At 63.5% G+C, this 22,906-nt stretch carries 15 protein-coding genes; 5 read left to right on the top strand and 10 right to left on the bottom strand.

What is annotated here, in order from left to right; genetic code table 11:
- Positions 1-4 precede the first annotated feature (4 nt).
- Together ABDW49_RS25410 and ABDW49_RS25405 are read right to left on the bottom strand one after the other, a co-directional pair.
- Entirely contained in the window at positions 5-3,181 is a 3,177-nt protein-coding gene (locus ABDW49_RS25410; RefSeq protein ID WP_343616364.1) for an efflux RND transporter permease subunit, read from the bottom strand.
- Positions 3,178-3,801 (bottom strand): hypothetical protein, encoded by a 624-nt coding sequence (locus ABDW49_RS25405; RefSeq protein WP_343616363.1) that lies wholly within the window; start codon positions 3,799-3,801, stop codon positions 3,178-3,180. The genes ABDW49_RS25410 and ABDW49_RS25405 overlap by 4 nt, the downstream gene beginning before the upstream one ends.
- A gap of 87 nt (positions 3,802-3,888) precedes the next feature.
- Between ABDW49_RS25405 and ABDW49_RS25400 the strand changes: the two genes are divergently transcribed.
- On the top strand, positions 3,889-4,809 hold the full coding sequence (locus tag ABDW49_RS25400) for a LysR family transcriptional regulator (RefSeq protein WP_343616361.1): 921 nt from the start codon (positions 3,889-3,891) through the stop codon (positions 4,807-4,809).
- Positions 4,810-4,938: 129 nt separating this feature from the next.
- On the top strand, positions 4,939-6,981 hold the full coding sequence (locus tag ABDW49_RS25395) for a radical SAM protein (protein WP_343616359.1): 2,043 nt from the start codon (positions 4,939-4,941) through the stop codon (positions 6,979-6,981).
- 30 nt (positions 6,982-7,011) lie between these two features.
- Here the strand turns inward: ABDW49_RS25395 and ABDW49_RS25390 are convergent, their stop codons facing one another.
- Positions 7,012-7,773: a methyltransferase gene (locus ABDW49_RS25390; RefSeq protein ID WP_343616357.1), complete on the bottom strand. Its 762-nt coding sequence runs from the start codon at positions 7,771-7,773 to the stop codon at positions 7,012-7,014.
- A gap of 385 nt (positions 7,774-8,158) precedes the next feature.
- Between ABDW49_RS25390 and ABDW49_RS25385 the strand changes: the two genes are divergently transcribed.
- Positions 8,159-9,445, top strand: coding sequence for an ROK family transcriptional regulator (locus ABDW49_RS25385; protein WP_343616355.1), 1,287 nt, complete (start codon positions 8,159-8,161; stop codon positions 9,443-9,445).
- Positions 9,446-9,474: 29 nt separating this feature from the next.
- On the opposite strand, the gene ABDW49_RS25380 is transcribed toward ABDW49_RS25385, so the two are convergent.
- The 6 genes from ABDW49_RS25380 to ABDW49_RS25355 all read right to left on the bottom strand — a co-directional run bounded on the left by ABDW49_RS25380 (position 9,475) and on the right by ABDW49_RS25355 (position 21,796).
- Complete coding sequence (locus tag ABDW49_RS25380) at positions 9,475-10,896, bottom strand: glycoside hydrolase family 125 protein (RefSeq protein ID WP_343616353.1); 1,422 nt, start codon at positions 10,894-10,896, stop codon at positions 9,475-9,477.
- The gene (locus ABDW49_RS25375; protein WP_343616352.1) at positions 10,893-13,256 is read right to left on the bottom strand and encodes a GH92 family glycosyl hydrolase; all 2,364 of its coding nucleotides are present in this window, start codon (positions 13,254-13,256) and stop codon (positions 10,893-10,895) included. The genes ABDW49_RS25380 and ABDW49_RS25375 overlap by 4 nt, the downstream gene beginning before the upstream one ends.
- Positions 13,253-14,302 carry a glycoside hydrolase family 43 protein gene (locus tag ABDW49_RS25370; RefSeq protein WP_343616351.1) on the bottom strand — a complete coding sequence of 350 codons (1,050 nt, stop codon included), beginning with the start codon at positions 14,300-14,302 and terminating at the stop codon, positions 13,253-13,255. The genes ABDW49_RS25375 and ABDW49_RS25370 overlap by 4 nt, the downstream gene beginning before the upstream one ends.
- Positions 14,303-14,407: 105 nt before the next feature.
- Positions 14,408-17,335 carry a TonB-dependent receptor gene (locus ABDW49_RS25365; RefSeq protein WP_343616350.1) on the bottom strand — a complete coding sequence of 976 codons (2,928 nt, stop codon included), beginning with the start codon at positions 17,333-17,335 and terminating at the stop codon, positions 14,408-14,410.
- A 233-nt stretch (positions 17,336-17,568) separates the two neighbouring features.
- Entirely contained in the window at positions 17,569-19,518 is a 1,950-nt protein-coding gene (locus tag ABDW49_RS25360; protein WP_343616349.1) for a sugar-binding domain-containing protein, read from the bottom strand.
- Positions 19,519-19,525: 7 nt separating this feature from the next.
- Positions 19,526-21,796, bottom strand: coding sequence for a GH92 family glycosyl hydrolase (locus tag ABDW49_RS25355; protein WP_343616347.1), 2,271 nt, complete (start codon positions 21,794-21,796; stop codon positions 19,526-19,528).
- On the opposite strand from ABDW49_RS25355, the gene ABDW49_RS25350 reads away from it, so the two are divergent.
- Positions 21,795-21,974: a hypothetical protein gene (locus ABDW49_RS25350; RefSeq protein ID WP_343616346.1), complete on the top strand. Its 180-nt coding sequence runs from the start codon at positions 21,795-21,797 to the stop codon at positions 21,972-21,974. The two genes, ABDW49_RS25355 and ABDW49_RS25350, sit on opposite strands and share 2 nt — an antisense overlap.
- 51 nt (positions 21,975-22,025) lie before the next feature.
- Here the strand turns inward: ABDW49_RS25350 and ABDW49_RS25345 are convergent, their stop codons facing one another.
- Positions 22,026-22,301, bottom strand: a complete 276-nt coding sequence (locus ABDW49_RS25345; protein WP_343616344.1) for a hypothetical protein — start codon at positions 22,299-22,301, stop codon at positions 22,026-22,028.
- 37 nt (positions 22,302-22,338) lie between these two features.
- Here ABDW49_RS25345 and ABDW49_RS25340 point away from each other — a divergent pair, with 37 nt between their 5' ends.
- Positions 22,339-22,905 carry a TetR/AcrR family transcriptional regulator gene (locus ABDW49_RS25340; RefSeq protein WP_343616342.1) on the top strand — a complete coding sequence of 189 codons (567 nt, stop codon included), beginning with the start codon at positions 22,339-22,341 and terminating at the stop codon, positions 22,903-22,905.
- Position 22,906 lies beyond the last annotated feature (1 nt).

Below are 22,906 nucleotides of genomic sequence, written 5' to 3'. Positions count from 1 at the left end.
CACCTCAGTGTTGCGCGGGCTGGGGGGAGCCGGCGTCTGTTGCTGGTGTGGGGGTGGGTTCGGGTGAAGGCTTGCGGTGGACCATGCTGAACAACGTGGGCACCAGGATCAGCGTGGCGCAGGTGGCAAACAGCAGTCCGCCGATCACAGCGCGGCCCAGGGGCATGTTCTGGCCCGGCTCGATGGCCATGGGGATCATGCCCAGGATCATCGCGGTGGCGGTCATCAGCACCGGGCGGAAGCGGGCGATGCCGGCCTCCCGTGCGGAGGTGAGGGCGTCCTCTCCGGTGGCCATGTGCTCGCGGGCGAAGGCGATCACCAGAATGGAATTGGCCGTGGCCACGCCCATGCACATGATGGCCCCCGTGAGTGCGGGCACCGAGAGCGGCGTTCCGCAAGCGAACAGCATCCACACCATGCCGGCCAGCGCGGTGGGCAGGCCCAGCACGATCACCAGCGGGTCGAGCCAGCTCTGGAAGTTCACCACGATCAGCAGGAAGATCAGCACGATGGCGGCGGCCAGGCCGAGATAGAGCTGGCTATAGGCGCTGTTCATCGTGGCGACCTGACCGCGCAGGGCAATGGTGGCACCCTTGGGCAGTTGGGCGGCGGTGTCCTTGACGACCTTCTGCACATCGGCGGCGACCGCCCCCAGATCGCGCCCCTGCGGCGAGGCATAGATGTCGATCACCGGGCGCACATTGTAATGCGAGGTGACGGCATTGCTGCGGGTGCGGTGGATCTGCGCCATGTTGCGCAGCAATTGCGGCGCGCGCCCATCGGCACCCGCCGGCGAGATGGCGGTGTTTTGCAGCGCATCGAGCGAGGAGACCGCGCGCTGGGGCGTCTGGATCGAGACCGGGTAGGACACGCCGGTCTTGGGGTTGAGCCAGAAGGTGGGGGCGACCTGCGTGCTGCCCGCGTAATTGGTCAGCAGCGCATCGGCGGTATCCTTTTCGCTCAGCCCGACCATGCCGGCAAAGGACCGGTCGACATCGATGTTCAACTGCGGCTGCTGGAAAGCCTGCTGGATATGCGCGTCGGCAATGCCGGGAATCTGGCGGATACGGGCCAGTATCCTGTCGGCATAGGCGCGGTTGGCGGCGGTGTCGCTGCCCACGATCTGCAGATCGATGGGGGCGGGCGTGCCGAAGTTCAAAATCTGGCTGACCATGTCTGCGGGCAGGAAATCGAACTCCACGCCGGGGAAGCGGCGGGGCAGTTCCTCGCGCAGCAGCTTCACATCTTCGGCGGTGGGGGCATGGTTGGCCGAAAGGGTGATCTGCAGCGTGGCATCCTCATTGCCGATGGTGCCGGCATTGTCATAGGCCATGTTGATGCCGCTGATGCTCAGCCCCATGTTGCTGACCACACCCGCGACCTGTCCCGGCAGCAGTTGATGGATGGCATCGCTCACGCGGTCGGCGGTGCGGGTGGTTTCCTCGATCCTTGTGCCGGTCTGGGCGCGCATGTGCAGGCGGATCTGCCCGCCATCGAGCGGCGGGAAGAAATCCTGCCCCAATTGCGTCACCAGCAGCAGGGAAAGCAGCGAGAAGCCCAGAAAACCGCCCACCACCTTGCGCCGGTTGGCCAGGGCCAGATCGAGCAGGCCCAGATAATAGGCATGGATGGTCTGGAAGCGCGCCTCGAAACCGCGCTGGAAGCGGGTGAAGATGTTGGTGGGGGCGGCGTCATGGCTGGGTTCATGGATCAGCCAGTCGGCCATGGCTGGCACCAGCGTGCGCGACAGGATGAAGGAGGCGATTAGCGAGAAGACCACCGCCTCGGCCAGCGGCAGGAACAGATTGCCCGGCACGCCTTTGAGCAGAAGCATGGGCGCAAAGGCGATGCAGATGCACAGCAGCGAGACGAAAGCGGGTTGGGTCACTTCCTCGGTGCCGCGGATCACCGCGTCACGCACCTTTTCGCCGCGTTCCAGGTAGGCGTTGATGTTCTCGATGGTGACGGTGGCATCGTCGACAAGGATACCGACCGCCAGTGCCAGACCGCCCAGAGTCATCACATTGATCGTCTGGCCGAAGGCCGCAAGGCAGCCCAGCGCCGCCAGAATGGAGAGCGGGATCGAGACGGTGATGATCAGCGTCGAGCGCCAACTGCCCAGAAACAGCAGGATCATCACGCCGGTCAGCCCCGCCGCGATCACGCCCTCGCGCACCACGCTGGAGACCGCATCGGTGACGAAGACCGACTGGTCACCCGTGGCAAGCAGCTTGATGCCGTCGGGCAAGGTGCTGCGGATCTGGGGCAGCAGGTTCTTGACGCCCGAAATCACCGCCAAGGTCGAATTGGCGCCCGATTTCACCACGCTGAGCAGCACCGCATTGCCGCCGTCGACATGAACGACATTGGTCTGGGGCGGGTTGCCGTCATGCACGAAGGCCACGTCGCGCATATAGATCACCGCGCCCTTCACCGTGCGGATCGGCAGATCGTTGAAGGCGGCGATCACATCGGGGGAGTCATTGAGTTTCAGCGTATATTCCAGCTTGCCGATCTTCTGCGTGCCCACCGGGGTGATCAGGTTCTGCGCGGCGAGCGCGGCGGAGACATCATTGGCCGACAGCCCATATTGCTGGAGCGCCTGCGGATTGAGGTCAGCCTGGATCTGGCGCACCTTGCCGCCATAGGGCAGCGGGATCGATGCCCCCGCCACCGAGGCCAGCTGGGGCCGGATAAAGCTGGAGGCCTGATCGTTGAGCGCCGTATCGGGCAGCGTCTTGCTGGACAGCGCGAGCTGCAGCACCGGTACGCTCGATGCATCGAAGCTGAGAATGGTGGGCGGGGTGATGCCCGGCGGCATCTGTTTGAGCACCGTCTGCGATGTGGCGGCCACTTCCGCCAGCGCGGCGTTGATGTCCACCGAAGGCTGGAAATAGATCTTCACCACGCCGTATCCGGGGATCGACTGGGATTCGATATGCTCCACATTGCTGACGCTGGTGGTCAGGGCTCGCTCGTAATAGGTGACGATGCGGCCCGACATTTCATCGGGCGACAGGCCGTTGTAGCTGAAAACGGCGCTGACCACCGGCACCTTGACCGGTGGAAAGATATCGACCGGTGATGTCAGGATCGCCATGATTCCGGCGATCAGGATAAGGATCGACATCACGATCACCGTATAGGGGCGATCGAGTGCGATGCGGACAATGCGGTTCATGCGCTCTGCTCCGGATCGGGGGTGGCAGCCGAGCGGCAGGCGATGGCGACCAGCTCGACCAGAAAGGCGGCGATGGCGCGGGCGTGCGGTCCGGCGCCATCAGGCAGAAGGAGGGTGCGGATGTCGAACCCTGCGCGGCGCAGGGTGCGGATGGTCTCGTGGAACTGCCGGTTGTCCGGATCTTCGGATAAGCGGTGTTGCACGAAGCGCAGCGAGCAGGTCGCGTTCTGTCTGCCGGGCAGCAGGGGCGCTTCCATACAGGGCAGATCCGCCAGAACGGCATGAGGGCACAGCGCTGACGAGCGGGCCACCAGACCCAGCGTCCACAGGGCAGCGCGCCCTTCCGCGATCATCACGAGCTGGCCGTCATGCAGGCCCAGATGCACCATATGGCGCCGGATGAGGGCATGAAGCGCGGAATTGCTCGCCGGTGTCGCGCCACCTGCCACATTCAGCGCCGCAAAGGCGCAGCGCGGCACGATGGCTTGCCATGCCAGAGCCCGGCGTCGCGCCATGGGCAGCTCTCCCGCCGTGCAAAGATGCAGCACGAGCGCCTCTGGCTGGGTGTGGCGCTTGCCAAGCTCATGCCAGGTGAAGGTGGGAAGGGGGCTTTGCGTCATGCCCCTCCATTGCTCTTGCGCCTTCTATTTCTCCAACGCATAGTGTGAATTCATACATGCATCAGATGAATGATGAAGGGTTTGGCCATGGATCGCATGGACCTCAATCTGCTGGTCGTTTTCGAAGCGATCCTGCGTGAGCGCAGCATCACGCGCGCCGGGCAGCGCCTCGGGCTGAGCCAGCCCGCGATGAGCCATGCGCTGAACCGGCTGAGGCATCGGATGAAGGATCAGCTCTTTGTCCGCTCGCCTCAGGGCATGGTGCCCACGCCGCTGGGCGAGCGGCTGGCCGATCCGGTGCGCCATGCGCTGACGGAGTTGCGCAGCGTGCTGCATGGCGAAGAGTTCCTGCCCGAAACCGCGCGGCAGCGTTTCGTGATCGCGGTCAGCAATTATGCGGCCATCGCCTTTGTCGGGCCGATCCTGCAGCGCGCGCGGGCGCTGGCGCCGCAGGTGCGCTTCAGCTTTCGCCCCAGCGGTACGCTCGATGTGCCCGATCTGCTGGACCGGGGGGAGCTTGATCTGGCGCTGGTGGCCCATGCGCCGCTGCTGCAGCGCTTCCAGTCGCGGCAATTGATCGAGGAGGATTTCGTCGGGGTGGCGCGCCGGGGCCATCCCGTGCTGGAAGGCTCGCCCGATGTGACGCGTTTCGCGGCCATGGCGCATCTGGCCATTTCATCGAGCGGCGATGATCTGACCCGGCTGGACGCCTTGCTGGCCGAAAGGGGCTTGTCGCGGCAGATCGCGGCGGAGGCGCCCTATCTCTCGGCGGGCGCGGTGCTGACCCAATCGGACATGGTCGCGGTGGTGGCGCGCCATATCGGCGAGGAGTTCCAGCGTGCCTATCCGGTGCAACTGTTCGAACTGCCGGTCCAGCCTCAGCCGCTGGTGGCCACCATGGTGTGGCAGAGCCGGTTTCAGGACCAGCCCGCACATCGCTGGCTGCGTGAGCTGATCGGCACGACGGCCGCGGAGCTTTCATCGGAACGCGGGGCGTGGCCTGCTTAAAGACGGGCGCCCCATATCAATACTATAAAATTTTAATTACGAAGAATCACATGTTTACATCTTCCAATTATGGTAAACAAAATCCTTCATCCATCATCGACGATAGCGTGACGATGTGGAGTAACGAAGGTGAAGGATGTTGGTCAGCTTTCCCCGGCCCCGCTGCTGGACGGTGAGAGAAGCACCCTCGATCGGGCGTTCGATCTGCTGAAAGGTGACCGGCCGAATCCGATTCAGGCCACCATGGCTCTGCTCAAGGCTGAGGGTCTGACGCTGGGTGGTGCCGAGGCTCAGCCCTTGCTGGCCGAACTGCTGGTCGATGTGCTCGACGATCTTGAGGCGGATGCGCTGGCGCCCGAAGCCTTGAGCTTCTTTGATGGGCTCGACCCCGCCACCGCCGATCTGGCCTCCAACATGCTTTATTTCGCCAATTTCCCTGACGGGCAGGGCGAACTCAAGGCCTTGTCCGATGCCACGGTGCTTTGCATGGCCCATCTGCTGGGCGCGTCCGGTCAGCCCGAGAACGGCTGCGACCTGCTAACCAAGGCCGCACAGAGCCGCCATAACCCACGTTTCGCGGCGGCGGTTCATGCCACGCGCTGCCATCTGCTGGGCATCGACAGCGCGATTTCCGCTCTGTGGCCGTCGCGGTTGAAGGTGACGGTCGATCCTGAAAACCCGGCTGGCAGCGTGGATGCGAGGCCATTGGATGTGGCGGCGCATCGTGCTTTCGCCCGCCATCTGGCCGAGCAGGCCCGCTGGCGCGAGGCCATCGAAGCGCTGGCCGTGGCGATTGCCCTGCCCATCGACCGTGCCAGCAAGGAAGGGATCGGCGCGGATTTCGCGGTGCTGGTGGCTTTTCTGCAGGCGGTGGGCTTTGGCGGCATTCCAACCATCTGCGGCGGTATCGCTCCGGCGCTTCATGCCTATCCCGCTGTGGCGCAAGAGGCGCTCGATTGTCTGGAACGTGGCCTCACCGGCCCGGCTGCCGCCAGCGTCGAGGCGCATCATCTTGCCGGCGCGCGCGCCTATTTCGCGCCTTTCGTCGAACAGTCTGTCCCCGCCTATCCCGTGCGGCGTGATCGCCCGCATGTCGACATCGTCTGGCTGGAGATCACCAACTACTGCAATCAGAAATGCACCTTCTGCCCGGATATGCATCGCGAGGATTCGCGGCAATGGCAGCCCTTCGACCAGATCAAGCGCACCATCGATGATCTGACGGAGAATGTCAGCGTCGGCTCGATGCAGCTCAATGCCTATGGCGAGCCGCTGCTGCATCCCGATATCGACCGGATCCTGGCCTATTTGCGCGAGAAAGAGGTGCCCTGGCCGACCTATTTCACCACCCATGGCATGACGCTGGTGGACAAGAAGCTGAAGCAGCTTTCGCACAATTATCCGCAAGGCATCGCCGTTTCGCTGCATAATGACAGTCAGGAGTCCTACGCCGCGACCCGCAGCGCCAAGATCGGCGACTATGATACGCTGGTGTCGCGGGTGACTGGCCTGCTTGAACAGATGGTCACCGACGGCGCCGCAACGCATATGCGCCTGTATCAGATGGTCTGTAACGGCGCCGAGGACCCCAATGTCGCGGCGGAAACGCGCGGGGCCTTCCCCGACACGGTGGAGCGCATGCTCACCCATGTCCGCAAATGGGAGGCCATTGCCGCCAGCATCGCGCGGAACGCCCCTGCGGAGCGCCGGGCACAGGCCGAGGTCAACAGCCGTGAGATCGTCGAAAAGGCCTTCTACAAGGCTTCGCATCACGATGGCGTGCATCTGCCCATTCTGCGCTGGCACGATGAGGCCGGGCAGGAGCAGCAGGCCTTCATGTCGCCGCGCCCGGTTTCGACCTATGCCAATCTGCTGCTGGAGTATGACAAGGGCTGGGATGTGAAGCGCAAGCTGATCAACAAGACCCGTTGCGGCTTCACGCTGGCGCCCTCTTTGGCGATCTTTGCCACCGGCAAGCTGGGCATCTGCTGCATGGATATGAACAGCACGGCGACCTTCGGAGAGCTGTCCGATTTTGCGAACCTGCGCGCGGCGCTGGAAAGCCCGCAGGCGCGCAAAATCTTTGCCGAATTGTCGAACGGCATTGCCGCCAGCCGCGGTTGCCAGATCTGTCTGGCCAGTGATGAGCAACTGTGCCGGACGGCAGCTTAGGCAAGCCGTCCAGCATGGCTTCTCCCGCCGTTATTTCCGTTTGAAAACGTAGATGAACTGGTCGGTACGGCCACGGATCGAGGGATCGAAGACCAGCGCCGTATGGGGATCGGCCGGATTGCGCAGGGCATGGCTTTCCGCGACGAAGGTAAAGCCGGCGGCGGCCATGTCGGCCTTCACCACAGCAGGGTCGATCCGATGTGTGGTGTTGGTCGCGGCAAGTTTCGAGCCTTCGGGGGCCACATGGTCGACGATGACGAATCGGCCACCGGGCTTGAGCGCCCGGTAGACGGCCTTGTTGAACGCCGGGACATCGACCGGGCCCATGAAGGGATCGTAGAGATCGTGGTAGTTCTGCCGGATCCAGATCACATCGACTTTCCGGGGCAGGATCATCTCGGTGGGGGCGGTGCTGACCGCAATGACATTGGGATGGCCCGCCACCGGCATGGAGCCATTGGCGGGCGTCGCGACCTTTTCCGCCTTGTCAGCCACAGGCAGATGGACCGCGTAAACCGTCCCCTTGGGGCCAACGGCTGTCGAAAAAAGCCGGTCCCAATAGTCGCCGGGCCAGATGTCGGCGATGGTATCGCCGGGCTTGAGGTTCAGGAATGTCAGGATCTCCGCCGGGTGGCGGTTCGCGTCCAGAGCACGATCGTCAGCGGGGCGGCCTGGGTCGGTCACCGCTGCCGGAACTTCGGCGCCCGTGGCTGGCGTGCTCAGGACTGCGAATGTGATTCCCATGGCGGCGGCAGCCAGCGTGGTTTTCACCTTTGCCTTCATCGAAACCATGACCATATCCTCCCGCTGTTCTGGCGATATATTAGCCCTTCTGGAGCCCGGAGCAAAGCCATTTGCACCGTGCCGGCTTTGCCGAGGAGAGGGCTCTCGGGCAGCGGGCGGGGGATGCCCGGCGCTGTCGGTTCGGCACGCTTTTGCTTGCATTTGTAAATCATATTTATATTTTCGAACCGAAGCAGAAAACGAAGGCAGAGGAAGGATAAATTGGCCCGCGCGAGCGGGTTAGCCGTGTGCACGGCGCAGCCATGCTGCCTGTTGCACGGTTTCGCCATTTTACCTGTTCGCAGACGCCATGTTGATGCAATGAGGCATGGGTTAGCGATATCCTAAACCGCGGCATGGGGTCGGAGCATCTGGAAGGGACGTTCGAAGGAAAATGAGGCATTCGAATGGACGCAACGAACAGGACGATGCCGGAAACCGGCATACCATCGCGAGCCGGGCCTCGGAGACGCAACCACGCCTGTCCGGCACCAATCTGGAGCGCGCGGCCGATCACAACCAGCGCATCACGCTGCATGCCATCCGCGTGCTGGGGCCGCTCACCCGTTTCGACCTCGCGCATATCACCGGGCTGACCGGCCCCGCCATCGCCAACATCACCAAGCGCCTGCTGCAGGACGGTCTGATCGAGGAGGCCGGGCAGCGTCGCGGCGGGCGCGGCCAGCCGCCGACGAAGCTGATCGTGAAGCGCGACGCCTGCTATTCGATCGGGGTCAACATCGACCGCGACCATATCACCATCGTGCTGGTCGACTTTTCCGGCGAGACTCTGGCGCGCGTGTCCGAGGAGGTGGATTTCGCGCTGCCCGATCAGGTCCGCGCGCTTTATCGCAAGTCGATCCGCAACATGCTGCGGCGCACGAATGTCGAGGTGAGCAAGGTCGTCGGCCTGGGCGTGGCGATGCCCGACGATCTCGGGCGGGTCGATCTGCCGGGCCGCCCGGAGGCCTATGCCGCCTGGGAGAACATCAACATTCCGGCGCTGTTCGAGCAGCCGCTCGACCTGCCGGTCTTCGTCGAGAATGACGCCGCCGCCGCCGCCATGGGCGAGATGCAGCTTGGCCACGGGCAGAGCAACAACAGCTTTTTCTACATCCTGATTTCCTCGGGTCTGGGTGGCGGTCTGGTGATCGACGGCACCTATATTCGCGGCGCGGACGGGCGAAGCGGCGAGCTGGGTTTCATGCGCTCGCCCCATCACGATGCCACGCCGGGCGAGCAGATCCAGACGCTCGTCTCGCTCTCGGGTCTGTCACGCAGCCTGGAGCGTGAGGGCTATGCGCTGGCCGATGTGATCCGGGGGGCGAGTGAACCGGGCCTGCTCGCCTGCCTTGCCGACTGGACCGAGCGCGCGGCGCAGCAACTGACGGTGCCGCTCGACGCGATCAACTGCCTGATCAATCCGGCCGCGATCCTGCTCGGCGGACGGCTGCCGACCGCGCAACTCGATGCGCTGGCGGCGCGGATCGCGGCGCTGATGCAGGCACGCGCGCCGCTGCTGCCGGCGGTGGCGCCTGTCGCGCGCGCGGCCCTGTCGGAGGATGCGCCCGCCGTCGGCGCGGCGATCCTGCCCTTCAGCCATTTCCTTTTGCCCAAGCCGGGCGCCTTGTGGAAGACCTCGGGGCAGGGGGAAGCCCGCGATCCGGTCGGCCCCGCCTGATCCTGAAGGGCGGGCCGACCGTTTCGGGGTCAGAGGGGGCTGGCGAGAAGTGCGGGTTTGCGCTGCAGCGTATCGAGGATCAACTCGCCAAACAGGCCGTTCGCCCAGGCGAACCAGGGCCGCGTGAAGGTGTTCGGATCGTCCTTGTTGAAGCTTTCATGCATGAAGCCGGTGCCGGCATGCGTTGCTTTCAGCCAGCGCAGGCATTGCAGCACGGTCGCATCGTCATCGCTGTTGCGCGCGTGGACCATGATCGACATCGGCCAGATCATGTCGAGGCCGACATGCGGGCCACCGATGCCCTGCGCGGCCTTTCCTTCGAAAAAGAAGGGGTTGCGCGGGCTCCAGGCCAGCGCTGCGGTGCGCCGGAACAGCGGATCGTTGCGATCCGCCGCGCCGAGCAGGGCAAGACCGCACAGGCTCGGCACATTGGCGTCGTCCATGAAGATCGAATTGCCGAAGCCATCCGTCTCATAGGCCCAGACCTCGCCGCCCTGACCATCGGGCATGCGGCCATAGGCGTTCAGCGCCGCCTCGACCTCGGTGGCGAGGGTCAAACAGTCATTTGCGGCAGCAGCATCACCCCGTGCCTCATTGTGAACCTGCGCCAGCATCCTGAGCGCCGAAACGGCGAAGAGGTTCGAGGGGATCAGGAAGGGCAGCACCGTGGCGTCGTCAGACGGGCGGAACCCCGAATGGATCAGCCCGACCTTGCGCGTCGGCGTACCGTAACCGTCCAGCATCAGCGTCTCGGTCGGCGATTTGTCGACGCGCTGGAAATGATAGGGGCCGGGGCCCACCTTGCGCTGCTGCTCGCGGAAGGTGGCGACGGCGCGCGCCATCGCCTGTGCCCATAGCGCATCGAAAGGCGCCTTGTCGCGCGTGGCGCTCCAGTACCCATGGGCGAGGCGCATCGGATAGCAGAGGGAGTCGATCTCCCACTTCCGCTCCGCCACGCCGGGCTTCATGTCGGTTTTGTCGCCAAGTGCGGACAGGCTCGATGGCGCGGTGGGGTCTTCCATAAAGGCGTTGGCGTAGGAATCGATCAGGATGCAGCGCGCCTGCCGCTGGATCAGCCCGTGGAAGACACGGCGCAGATCCGCATCCTGCGGGGCCAGATGGACATAGGTCTGTATTTGCGCCGAGCTGTCGCGCAACCATAGCGCATTGATGTCGCCGGTGATGACAAAGGCATCGGGCTTGCCATCGACTGTGCCGAGCTTGACCGTGGTGTCGAGCGTGTTCGGATAGCAATTCTCGAACATCCAGGCGAGTTCGGGGTCGGCGATCTGGGCGCGGACCCGCAGGATTTCCTGCTCGACCGCGCGGCTGGTGAAACGGCGGGCGCTGGGGGGAGGGCGCTTCGAAATCAGAGGCTCCGCCGCGCGCAGCGGCATCGCCGCCGTCACCGCCAGCGCGCCGGCCCCGATCATCACATCACGACGGTTCATTTGCGCCCTGCCTGCGCGGCAGGCGCGCTCATCGAGAAGGGCGCATCGGCTTTGGCCGCGCCCCATTGCTTGTTGGGCGTGGGGCCCATCACGAAGCGGATCGTGCCGCCGCCCTGCAGTGCCTCGCGCGTGAACCAGGGCTTGGCATGGGCCTTGCCGTTGAGCGTCACCGACTGGATATAGACGTTCTTCGGCCCGTTGTTCTGTGCCTCGATGGTCAGCGCCTTTCCGCCCGGCATCGCCACCCGCACCGAGCGGAACAGCGGGCTGCCGATGGCATATTGCCCGACGCTGGGCGTCACGGGATAGAAGCCGAGCGCGGAGAACACATACCAGGCCGAGGTCTGGCCATTGTCCTCATCCCCCGGATAGCCGTCGGGCGTGGCCGAATAGAGCTTGGCCATCACATCGCGCACATGGCTTTGCGCCTTCCACGGCTGCCCGGCCCAGTCATAGAGGTAGATCATATGCTGGATCGGCTGATTGCCATGGGCATATTGGCCCATGTTGACGATCTGCATCTCGCGGGTTTCGTGGATCACCGTGCCGTAATAGCTGTCGTCGAACAGCGGGGCGCGGGTGAAGATCGAATCCAGCTTGTCGGTGAAGGGCTTGTCGCCGCCCGACAGGTCGATCAGCCCCTGCACGTCCTGCATCGCCGAGAAGCTGTAATGCATCGCATTGCCTTCGGTGAAGGCGTCGCCCCAGGCATTGGGGTTGAAGGGCGCCATCCAGCTCCCGTCCTTGTTGCGGCCCCGCATCCAGCCCGATTGGGCATCGTAGACATTGCGGTAATTCTGCGCCTGAGCGGCATATTTGCGCGCATCCTCGGTCTTGCCCAGAGCGGCGGCAAAGCGCGACAGCGAGAAATCGGCGGTGGCATATTCCAGCGTGCGCGCGGCGCTCTCATTGATGCCGACGTCATAGGGAACATAGCCCAGCTTGTTGTAATATTCGACGCCCTCGCGGCCGACCGCGCTGACGACATTGCCGCTCTTGTCGCGAGGGCGCCCTTGTGAGGTGGTCGCATTCTTGACCATCGCCTCATACAGCGTTTCGGCATCGAAGCCGCGCACGCCGTTCAAATAGGCGTCGGCAATGATGTTGCCCGAGTTCGAACCGATCATCACATCGCGCTGGCCGGGGCTCATCCATTCGGGCAGCCAGCCGCCCTCCTTATAGGCATTGGCGAGGCCCTGCATGATCTGGCTGTCGAGATCGGGGCGCACCAGCGCGAAATAGGGGAAGACCGCGCGCCATGTGTCCCAGAAGCCGTTGTCGGTGAACATCGGGCCATCATGCACCTTGCCGTCATAGGGGCTGTAATGGACGGTCTTGCCGCTGGCATCCACTTCATGGAACATGCGGGGGAACAGCAGCATGCGGTACATTGCCGAATAGAAGGTGCGGCGGTTGTCGATGCTGGGATCGCTGACGGTGATGCGGCCCAGCTCGCTTTCCCATGCCGCCTTGGCCTTGGCCTCGGTGGCGGCGAAATCGTCCTTGCCGATCTCGCTGTCCAGATTGCGCTCGGCCTGCTCCGCGCTGATGAAGGAGGAGGCGACCTTGACGCCCACCTGTTCACCAGCCTGCGTCTTGAAGCTGACCACCGCGCCGACATGGCCGCCCTCGCGCGTCAGGTCGGCGGTCATCTGCCAATTGTCGTCCCAGGTGCGGCTGACGGTGAAATCATGGTCGAACTGGGCGACGAAATAATTGCGGAAGTTGTCCGGCACGCCGCCGTGATTGTTGCGGACATAGCCGGTGATCCGGCGATGCACCGGGTCGATCGTCACCATCGATCCGCCCGCCAGCCCGTCGAGCAGGATATGTGCGTCGTCGCTCTTGGGGAAGGTGAAGCGGAACTGCGCGGCGCGGTTGGTCGGCGCGACCTCGGCGGTCACGTCGTAATCGGCGAGATAGACCTTGTAGCTGTAGGGATGGCTGGTCTCGGCCTTGTGGCTGAACCAGCTTGCGCGTTCATCTTCCTTCAGGCGGACCGGGCCGGTCTCCGCGAAAAGCGAGAAGGCAGCGTAATCGTTCATCCACGGGCTGGGCTGATGGGTCTGCTTGATACCGTTGATCTTTTTGTCATGGTACATGTAGCCCCAGCCGCTGCCGGGCTTGCCGGTGACGGGCGACCAGAAGTTCATGCCCCATGGCACGGCAACCGCCGGATAGGTGTTGCCATAGGACAGTTCATGGTCGGAATCCGTGCCCATGAGCGGGTTGACCAGATCGGCGAGCGCCTCCCGCTGAGGCGCTGCATCCCGCGCGCCATCCCGAGCAAGGGCCAGCGTCGGTGCAACAAGGGTGGTGCTGGCGAGAAGGGCAAGCAGCGTGCGAAACGGCGTCTTCAACGCAGGTCTCCTTTGGGGGAATGCTGGATCGGGCGCGGGGACACGCCCTCATGGGTCATCACAACGGGTTTGATCGTGCCGTCGGCGGCAAAATTCATGTGCTCGATGGCGATCTGGCGATGTTCGCCCTTGTCGTCGCCGAGCGGGCGGCGGTGGTAGACGATGTACCAGTCATCGGTGCCCGGCACATTGACCACCGAATGATGCCCGGCCCCGCGCGCAATATGGAAATCCTGCGCCAGGATCTTACCCATCGGCTTGAAGGGCCCAAGCGCGCTCGGCCCCATCGCATAGGCGACGCTGTAGTCCGGGCCGGTCCAGCCGCCCTCCGACCACATCAGATAATAGACGCCCTTGCGCTTGACGAGGAATGAGCCCTCGACATAGCCGGGCGGGGTGATTTCCTTGTAGGTCGAGCCATCCGGGAAGGGCAGCACGCTGCGCAGATCCGCGCTCAGGCGCACGACATTGCAATGGCCCCAGCCGCCGTAATAGAGATAGATCTGCCCGTCATCGTCGCGATAGACGAAGGGGTCGATCGGCTGGGCGCCATTGTGGAAACTGCCGATCAGCGGCTTGCCCAGCGCATCCTTGAAGGGGCCGCCGGGCTTGTCCGCCACGGCGAGGCCGATGCCGCCAAGCTCGCCGTCCTTCTGGATGTCATTGGCGCCGAAGAACATGTAATAGCGCCCCTTCTGCTCGATCACCGTGGGCGCCCAGACCGCATAGGCCGCCCATGGCACATCCGCCACGTCGACGACATGCGGATGCTTGGTCCAGTGGACCAGATCGGGCGAGGAAAAGGCGTTGAAGAAGGTCTGCTGCACGTAGGAGGGGCGTACCGTCTTGACCTTGCGTGCCTCCACCTGCGCGGGGGTGAAGCTTTTCGAAACGTCTGGCGCGCCGTCATCGTCGGAATAGGTGGGGTAGATCCAGTACTGCCCGGCGAAGACCCGGATCTCGGGGTCGGCATACCAGCCCGGCACGATCGGATTGGCCGCCAGGGCGAGCCCGCTCCCCGCCAGCAGCGCGAGCCCAAATGCCATTCGGAAAATCTTCATGCAGCACTCCGAAAGGAGGGAGGTGGCCCCCGGAAAGGACCACCTCCAAGGTGTGAGCCAGGGGGCTGGCTCATTCATGGAACCGTTGGATCAGAAATTCCACTGCACACCGACATAGGCGCGGCGGCCGGTGTAGGCGCTCGAATAGAAGCGGGCGGTGGTGTCATTCCCCAGATGCGCGGTCTGGGTCGATTTGGTCAGGTTGATGACCGAAGCGGTGAGCGAGATGTTCTTGGTGATGTAATATTGCGCGTTGAGGTCAAACTGCTCGTAAGGGTTGTTGTAGATGTTCAGGCCCGAGACGATGCCGCCAACCTGCTCGCCCTTGCGGTTGTACGACAGGCGCAGCAGGACACCGTGCTTCTCGTAGAAGACCGAGGCGTTCCACTGGGTCTTGGCGCTGCCGACCAGCGGCGAGGTGCCGATCTTCTGGCCCTCGAGCGACACATCGGCGGTCGAGGTGTGGTTGTAGGTGAAGTTCACCTGAGCGCCCAGACCCATATCCAGCGTGTGCTGGGCATAGAGTTCGACGCCTTCCGACACCGCGCTGGAGCCATTGGCCTGCGTCGAATATTGCTGCACCACCACGGTCTGGCCCTGCACCGTCTGCGGCAGGTCGAGCACCAGCGGCACGACGAAGTTCTTCACATCCTTGCGGAACAGGGCGAAGCCCAGCACCGATCCGCGATGGAAATACCATTCCGCGCCAAAGTCATAGGCCCATGCCGAGAAGGGCTTCAGGTCGAAGTTGCCGCCACTGCCGAACCAGCCGGCCCGCTCGCCGAACTGGGCGCGGTCGAAGGTATAGGCGTCGGAGTGGAACGTCAGCGAGCGCGACGAGGCCAGATCGTTGAAGGCGGGCCGCGCCACCACCTTCGACACGGCGGCACGCACCAGAATGTTGCTGGTGGCATCCCAGGCGATGTTGAAGCTGGGCAGGAAGTCGGTGTAGGACTTGCTCTCGCTGACCGGGGCATAGACCCGTTGTTCGCGCTGGGCCTGCGGGATCACCTGGCAATTGCCGTCCGGACCCAGCGGACGGTTGGGATCGAAGGGACCGCCGGGGCCGTCAACGCAATAGTCGTTCTCGAAATAGAGCGTGTCGGTCGAGCGGCCCGTCTGCTGGGTGTTGGCGATGCGCAGGCCGATGTTGCCGCGCACCGGGCCGGTCTTGTAGTCGATCTGGGCGTAGCCGGACCAGATCTTCTCCCCGATGTCATAGAGGTTCTGCGGCTGGGGCACCTCCACGGCGTTGCCATAGGTGTTGTTCAGATAGTTGAGGTAGCTGGTGAGATTGATGCCGGGGAAGGAGCTGGCCGTAAAGCCGCCCGGAATGTTGCTGATCGGCGAGCTGTAGAAGAACGAGGGCTGCGCGACCGCACCGGCCGGCGTGTCCTGGAAACGCAGCAGGGTTGAGGGATCGGCGTACCAGTCCAGCTCGCCCGTTTCGCGATGGATCTTGCCGTCACGCCATTTTGCGCCGACGCGGATCTTGTCGATGAAGCTGTCGAAATGCCGGGTCAGATCCACCTGAGCATAGGTCTGCTGAATGCTGCTGTTGGTGAAGCCCGAACCGGTGCTGCCGGTGTCGATCTGCGCCAGACCGTTCATCAGATTCTGCTGCAACTGGGGCGAGAAGGTCATGTTCAATCCGCCACCGCTAAAATCCCACGAACTCAGATAATTGCCGTTCTGGGTCACATTGCCGGTCAGGCGCGGCTTGGCCGCGACGGAGAACTGTTGCGAGGGCCCGCCCGTGCCGCGGGTCCTGCCCACCACGAAGCTGGCTTCAAGCCGGTCATGCGTCCATTCGCCATGCAGGTCGAAGGTGTTCGAAACATCCTTCTCCTTGGAATAGACACCGGAGATCTGCGGCGTCTCCATGGTGCAGATCGGCGTGTTGTTCAGGCATGGCGCGCCTGTCACGTCGAAGGTTGCCGATTGCATGATCGTGCCGCTCTTGTCGAGCTTGGCGCCGGTGAAGAAGTTGTCATAGCCCCATTCGGGGATCTTCAGAACGTTCGACTGGGTGTTGCTGTTCAACTGGAAGCGGAAGTAATTGGCGGTCAGGTGCAGGTTCTCGAAAGGTTTCCATTCCACCGTCGCCTGAATACCAAGCCTTTCACGCTGCGAAGTGACGATCGATTCATCGACCGACTGCGGCGCCCAATAGCCATTGTAATGCGTGCCGCTGCGCGTCGTCTCACCCTTGTTCTGCGACCAGTAGGTGACCGAGGAATCATTGGCAAAGGTCTTGCCGTTGACGTCGGTCGCCTTGATGCCGGTGGCGCGACCGCCATCGGTCCACCACTGCCAGCTCTCGGTCGAACCGTCCATCTCGCGGTTGGTGCGCTTCTGATAGGTCGCGCCGACCAGCACGCCGAAGGTGCGATCCTTGTTGTGCCAAGAAAGCTGGCCGGAGATCTGCGGCTCGACCTTCTCGGTCACGTCGCCATAGGTGCCCTCGGCCGAGATAAAGCCCGACCAGGGCTTCAGGTCGAGCGGCTTGCGGGTCTTGAGGATGACCGTGCCGCCGACGCCGCCTTCATCGAGCCGCGCTTCGGGCGACTTGTAGACCTCGACGCTGCCGATCATGTTCGAGGGCAGCAGCAGATAGTTGAACGAGCGCGAGGGATCGCCGCTGTCGGCGGTCGCGATGAAATTGCCGTTGAGCTGGGTGAGCGTCAGGTCCGACTGCAAGCCACGGATGCTGACGCGGCTGCCTTCGCCGCCGCTGCGCTCGATGACGACGCCCGGCACGCGCTGCAGTGAATCCGCGATGTTCTTGTCGGGGAATTTGCCGACATCTTCCGCCGTGATGACATCGATAAAGGCATTGGCAACCCGCTTTTGCGACAGGCTGGCCTCGATCGATTTGCGATAGCCGTTGACGACGATATCCTTGTCGGACGTCGTCGTGTCGGTGGATTGTGCCTGCGCATCATTTTGCGCGGGCTGCGGGTTTGGCGCGGTGGGCGCAGTCTGGGCATGCGCCACGCCCGCAAGCGCAACCACCATGCTGGCCGACGCCAGCAACCTCCCCCATGCACGCGTGTGCCGAACCGACGCATCAGCCAATTGAACAACCATCCCTGTTTCCTCTCCGCCATATGGGGCATCCTGCGACCGGATTGTTCTTGGTGGTCGTCGATGCCCCGAATGCCTGTGTTGAACCGTTATTCCAAAACCAATTTTCTAATGAAATTGCGGAGCGGGCGGCGTTCCCCCCGTTGCGTTTTCAACGCCGCGCTTCAGTTTTTACGCTTGTCCCACAAGGGGGCGGCCAGCCGCGCAAAGTCCTCGACCGGGGCCTTGGCGACCTCGCGGTCATAGGTCAGCAGGCCGTTGATCTCGCCCTCGACATCGGTGGTCTGGGTGTAGACCGATGCGCTCAGGCCGTGCTCCTTGGCCTGTCGCACCACCTCGTTGAACTTGCGGGCATAGCGGGCCAGATAATCCTTGGGATCGCTGGTGACCTGATAGCTCCAGCGCTTGTCATCGCGCCACAGATGCCCGTCGATCGGCCTGCCAACACCGCCATATTCGCCAAGCGCGATGGCACGGGTGCTCTGGCGCGTGGGTGTGTGGGGCACATCCTCATAGGTGTGAATGTCGAAGACATCCGACACGCCCGGCGCGACATCGAGCCAGCCGCTGTCGGCATTGACCAACCGGCTCGGATCGATGCCCTTCACATAGCGCGCAAGGGTGGCGGAGTCATACTGCCCCCAACCCTCATTGTTGACGACCCATAGCACGATCGAGGGGAAGGCGCGCAGATCGCCGATCATATGCGCCAGCTCGTTCTGCTGCTCGGCCATCACGTCGGAAGAGAGCACCGCCTGGCTCTGGCTGTTGCCGGTGACGAACTGGTCCTCGCCCCCGCCCGAGGGCATGTCCTGCCAGATCAGCATGCCAAGATGGTCGGCATCGTAATAGTAACGCGCCGGTTCGACCTTGATATGCTTGCGCAGCATGTTGAACCCGGCCTTCTTGAGGAAGACCATGTCGCTGCGCGCGGCTTCCTCGGAGGGCGGGGTCAGCAGCCCATCGGGCCACCAGCCCTGATCGAGCACGCCATTCTGGAAATAGGGTTTGTTGTTGAGCAGCATCTGCGGCTGCCCGGTGACCGTGCCGGGACCGACCGAAATCTTGCGCATCGCGAAATAGGCGTTGACCTTGTCGCGCGGCGTGCCGGTGATCTGGGCGGCGGCATAAGTCGCGGTTTCGCCTTGCGTAAAGCGCGCGTCGTAAGCGCTGCGATCCCGCTCGGTCTTGCCCGCATAGGGATCGCGCACATCCACCAGTTCGGCGGTGAGATCGTAAAGGAACGGGTCCTCGGGCGACCAGAGATGCGCGTCAGGCACGGAAAGCGTGGCATGGCGGTTGGCGCGGGTTACCGTGGAGGCGATCACCTTCCCGCCCGAGCGCACCGTCAGCCGCACCGCGTCGGTGTCATTCGCCGATCCGTTCAGCGCAACATCGATGTCAACCTTGCCTTGGTCGATATCGGGCGTGGCGCGCACATCGGCGATATGCAACGCCGAGACCGGCTCGATCCACACCGTCTGCCAGATGCCGCTAACCGGCGTGTACCAGATGCCGTCGGGGTTCAGGATCTGCTTGCCGCGCGGCTGGCTGCCCGCGCTGGTCGGGTCCTCGACCTGCACCACCAGTTCGTTCGCGCCCGGCTTCAGGAAAGCGGTGATGTCGAGCCCGAAGGCGTCCGATCCGCCTTCATGCGCGCCGACGATCGCGCCATTCACCCAGATCCGCGCGGCATGGTCGACCGCGCCGAAATTGAGCATCACATGCTGCCCGGCCCAGTCCGCAGGCACGGTGAAGCTGCGGCGATACCAGATGCGATCCTCCGGCAGCACCTTGCGCGCCACGCCCGAGAGGCGGGATTCCACGGGGAAGGGCACCAGGATCTTGCCGTCCATTTGCGTTGGCATGGGGGCCGCCGCCTTGGTGATCGCATAATCCCACTGGCCGTTGAGGTTCTCCCAGCGCGCGCGCTCGAGCTGCGGGCGCGGATAGCTGCGCCAGGCGTTTTCCGGCGTCACCGCCTTGCCCCAACGGGTGATCATCGCGCCGCCGGTGTAGGTCGAATCCGGGCGTTGGGCTGGTGCCTCCTGCGCCGTTGCAACGCCGCTCCACGCGCAGGAAAGGGCCAGCAGTGTCAGAATTTTACGCATCATGTCCCTCTTAATGTCGCGTGATCGACGGCGGCGCATCACTTGCCGCGCTGCCCCAGGCCGGATTGGGCTTGGGCCCCATGGTCAGCACCAGACTGGCACCCTGCGCGATATCGGCGTGGCGGAACCATGCCTTGGTCCACGGCTTGCCGTTCAGCGTTGCCGACTGGATGTAGAGATTGTCCGCCGAGTTGTTTTTGGCGACGATCTCCAGCGCCTTGCCATTGCCCATCTTCAGCACCGAGCGGTCGAACAGCGGGCTGCCCAGCACATAGACATCGCTGGACGGATCGACCGTGTAGAAGCCCAAGGCGCTCAAGGCATACCAGGATGAGGTCGCGCCCTGATCGTCCATGCCGGGATAGCCATAGCCGCTCGCATCGCTGCCATAGAGATCGCGCAGGATGCGGCGGGTCAGTGCCTGCGTCTTCCAGGGCTGGCCGCTCCAGACGTAAAGATAGGGCGCCTGCTGGTCGGGCTGATTGCCCTGGACATATTGCCCGATCACGCCGGTGCAATCGCGGCAAATGCCCTTGGGGTTGTAGGGCGTGGTGAAGAACTCATCGAGCTTGGCGTTGAACTTCGCGCGCCCGCCCAACTCGCCGATCAGGCCTGCCACATCCTGCGGCGCGAGCCACAGTGTCGACCAGCCCGAGGCCTCCTTCATCATGAAGTTGTAATAGGGCTCGCGCGGATCGAAGGGGGCGATCCATTTGCCGTCGGCGGTGCGGCCACGCACGAAGCCGATCGTCTTGTCGAAGACATTGCGGTAATTCTGCGCGCGCTTGGCGAACATTGCCGCATCGGAGCTATGGCCAAGCTTGCCGGCAAACTCCGCCATCGCCGCATCGTCCCACGCATATTCCAGCGTGGTGGCGGCGCCCGCCTTGCCGCCTGCATAAGGAGGGCTGGGGTTGCCCGCCGGGATCTCGTCAGCGATCCAGCCCTGCTTGTCATATTCGGCAAGAAAGGCGCGGGGCCCGGCAGGATCCGTCGCGTTCTTGCGCAGGAAAGTATAGGCCGCCTCGTAATCGAAGGGAATGCCGCGCCGCATCGCGCCCAGATAGAGAAACACCGCATTGTCACCGTGGAACGAGGTGTTCATGAAGCCCCGCTCGCGCGCCATATCGAGTTCGGAGCGCATGATGTTCACCGTCGCCTCGGGCTCCAGCAATTCGAGCAGAACGATCTGGTTGCGACCGGTATCCCAGAACGGCACCGGGCCGTAGCGGTCATAGGCGGCGGTCTGCGTCTGGCCGTTGGTGTCGGTGAAATTCTCGCCCTTGCGCGCGACCAGGCGCGGTGACGCAAAGGACTGGAACAGCGTCGAATAGAACAGCATGCGCTGCTTGGCCGTGCCGCCACTCACCTGCACGCGATCGAGCAGGGTCGACCATGCGGCACGCGCCTTTTGGTGGATGCCCTCGAAATCCCAGTCGGGACTTTCGCTGCGCAGCCGCTGCTCGGCGGCCTCATAGCTTGGTCCGTGGGCGATCTTGACCAGCACGGCCTCGCCCTCGCCGGTGGTGAAGTCGAGGTAGGAGCCCGCGAAATTGCCGTCGATTGTCCGCGCGGCGGGCAGCACATCCTTGTCGCCGATGCCATAGCCGCGCTCGGCGCCGGGCGTTTTGCGGAATGTGCCGAAGCTCTTGAACGGCTTCGAGAATTCCGCGACGAAATAGCGTCCGTCGCGCGCATCATTGTCGTTATGCTGCGCAGCAATGCCCCGCACGACATGGTCGCCGACGATCTCGACCGACCCGCCGCGCCCCGGCAGATTGAGGATCACATGCGCGCGCTCGGTCGCCGGGAAGGTGAAGCGCATCAGCGCGGTCGATTGCGTTGCGGTCAGTTCTACCTTGGTCTTGAACGTGTTGAGCCAGGCCGAATAATAACCGGGCGCCGCCTTTTCCTGCGCCTTGTCGTAATAGGCTTCGGTGTAGGCGGGCGGCACGGTCCAGTCGCCGACCACCGGCATCAGGATCGGCTGAGCGCGCGCGCCATAGGTCGGTCCGCCACCGCCGGTAAAGCCGATCATGGTCGGGTTCGTGTAGTAATAGGGTGTGGCAACGCCGGCAGGATAGCTCAGCTCGACATTCAGATTGACCGGTGCCGCCTCGACCGCGCTATGCGGCAGGCGCGCGCCGGGGGAGGTGATGCCGGAATAAAGCGGCTCGCCGGCGGGGGGCGCATTGCCGATCCACTCGGGCTTGTCGAGCGGCGCGGTGCCGACCAGAGGATTGGCTTCATCGACCGGCGCCGTGTTCTGAGCCGCCACCATGGCGCTGCCAAGCAGCGCGGTGGCGATGATGGTCGTCTTTGTCGCGCGCCATCCGACGCGCCTTGTCCTGGATAACCTGCTTAAGGCCATTGCCGATCCCCTGCCCTCGCAGCCGATGCGCTTGTCCGCATTCGGTCTGGTGCCGCCTTGTCGGCGTGCTGATGGGATCTTCGATTAAATAAAACATTTTGTCAATCGAATTAATCTGACAAGTTAACCTTTTGATTTATCATGACCATGGCGTGCCGGATAAGGCAGCTAATCTCATGATTATCCTTCTGTTTCCGGCATTATTGGGCCGCGTTGGGCCATGCGGCCAGATTGCAAGATGGTAGCGCAACCAAATTTGATCTTGGCTGAAACGCATCGATCCGGTGAATTTATCAGATGTTTGAGGCGTGCCGCTCAACCTGCCACGACGAATCCCGCCGCCGTGCGCGGCCGGATGATCTCCCCTATCCGGGCGATGGCTGTCGGGAAGGGCGTTAAAAAGCGCCACCAGCATACTTGACTGATCATTCCATAATCCCCATCTACGTTTTATGGCAAGACCCAAGGAATTCGATTCGGACACCGCGCTCGATGCCGCCATCGAGGTGTTTCGCGCGCATGGCTTCGCGGGGACCTCGGCGGGCATGTTGACGCAGGGCATGAAGATCGGCCGCCAGAGTCTCTATGACACCTTCGGTGACAAATGGCGGCTCTATGTGGCGGCGGTGGGCCGCTATTCGATGGTCGAGGTTCAGGCGCATCTCGATGCCCTGCGTGGTGGCCCGACCGCATGGGACGGCCTCTTCGCGATGATCGAGCGCGTTGTGGAGCAGGCGGATCGGCCCTGCCTCGGCGTCGGTTCGATCTGCGAATTTGGCGATCAGCATGAGGATCTGCTCAAGGCCCGCGAGGCGGCCGGGCGCATGCTCACCAGCGGCATGGTGACGGCGCTGCGCGAAGCGCAGGCGGCAGGTCAGGCCAGTTCCGGGATCGATCCGGAGGATGGCGTCGCCTTTCTCAACAGCAGCATCGCGGGGATCCGCATTGCGGCGCGCGGTGGCGCCGGGCCCGAGCAGCTTCGCGCCTTGGGGCGTCTTGCCCTGAGAGCGATTGGATAAA

This window comes from Novosphingobium sp. (genome assembly GCF_039595395.1).
Taxonomy (GTDB): domain Bacteria; phylum Pseudomonadota; class Alphaproteobacteria; order Sphingomonadales; family Sphingomonadaceae; genus Novosphingobium.
Note: the sequence above shows the minus strand (reverse complement) of the source record. Positions and strands in the feature narration are given on the sequence as shown.

Excerpts from the sequence above, each read along its gene's own strand:
- ABDW49_RS25360 (WP_343616349.1), bottom strand. The coding sequence starts at position 19,518 with ATGATGCGTAAAATTCTGACACTGCTGGCCCTTTCCTGCGCGTGGAGC.
- ABDW49_RS25410 (WP_343616364.1), bottom strand. The coding sequence starts at position 3,181 with ATGAACCGCATTGTCCGCATCGCACTCGATCGCCCCTATACGGTGATC.
- ABDW49_RS25350 (WP_343616346.1), top strand. The coding sequence starts at position 21,795 with ATGGCGCTGCCAAGCAGCGCGGTGGCGATGATGGTCGTCTTTGTCGCG.
- ABDW49_RS25355 (WP_343616347.1), bottom strand. The coding sequence starts at position 21,796 with ATGGTGGCGGCTCAGAACACGGCGCCGGTCGATGAAGCCAATCCTCTG.
- ABDW49_RS25390 (WP_343616357.1), bottom strand. The coding sequence starts at position 7,773 with ATGGTTTCGATGAAGGCAAAGGTGAAAACCACGCTGGCTGCCGCCGCC.
- ABDW49_RS25365 (WP_343616350.1), bottom strand. The coding sequence starts at position 17,335 with ATGGTGGTTGCGCTTGCGGGCGTGGCGCATGCCCAGACTGCGCCCACC.
- ABDW49_RS25380 (WP_343616353.1), bottom strand. The coding sequence starts at position 10,896 with ATGAACCGTCGTGATGTGATGATCGGGGCCGGCGCGCTGGCGGTGACG.
- ABDW49_RS25405 (WP_343616363.1), bottom strand. The coding sequence starts at position 3,801 with ATGACGCAAAGCCCCCTTCCCACCTTCACCTGGCATGAGCTTGGCAAG.
- ABDW49_RS25385 (WP_343616355.1), top strand. The coding sequence starts at position 8,159 with ATGAGGCATTCGAATGGACGCAACGAACAGGACGATGCCGGAAACCGG.
- ABDW49_RS25400 (WP_343616361.1), top strand. The coding sequence starts at position 3,889 with ATGGATCGCATGGACCTCAATCTGCTGGTCGTTTTCGAAGCGATCCTG.
- ABDW49_RS25345 (WP_343616344.1), bottom strand. The coding sequence starts at position 22,301 with ATGCTGGTGGCGCTTTTTAACGCCCTTCCCGACAGCCATCGCCCGGAT.
- ABDW49_RS25340 (WP_343616342.1), top strand. The coding sequence starts at position 22,339 with ATGGCAAGACCCAAGGAATTCGATTCGGACACCGCGCTCGATGCCGCC.
- ABDW49_RS25370 (WP_343616351.1), bottom strand. The coding sequence starts at position 14,302 with ATGGCATTTGGGCTCGCGCTGCTGGCGGGGAGCGGGCTCGCCCTGGCG.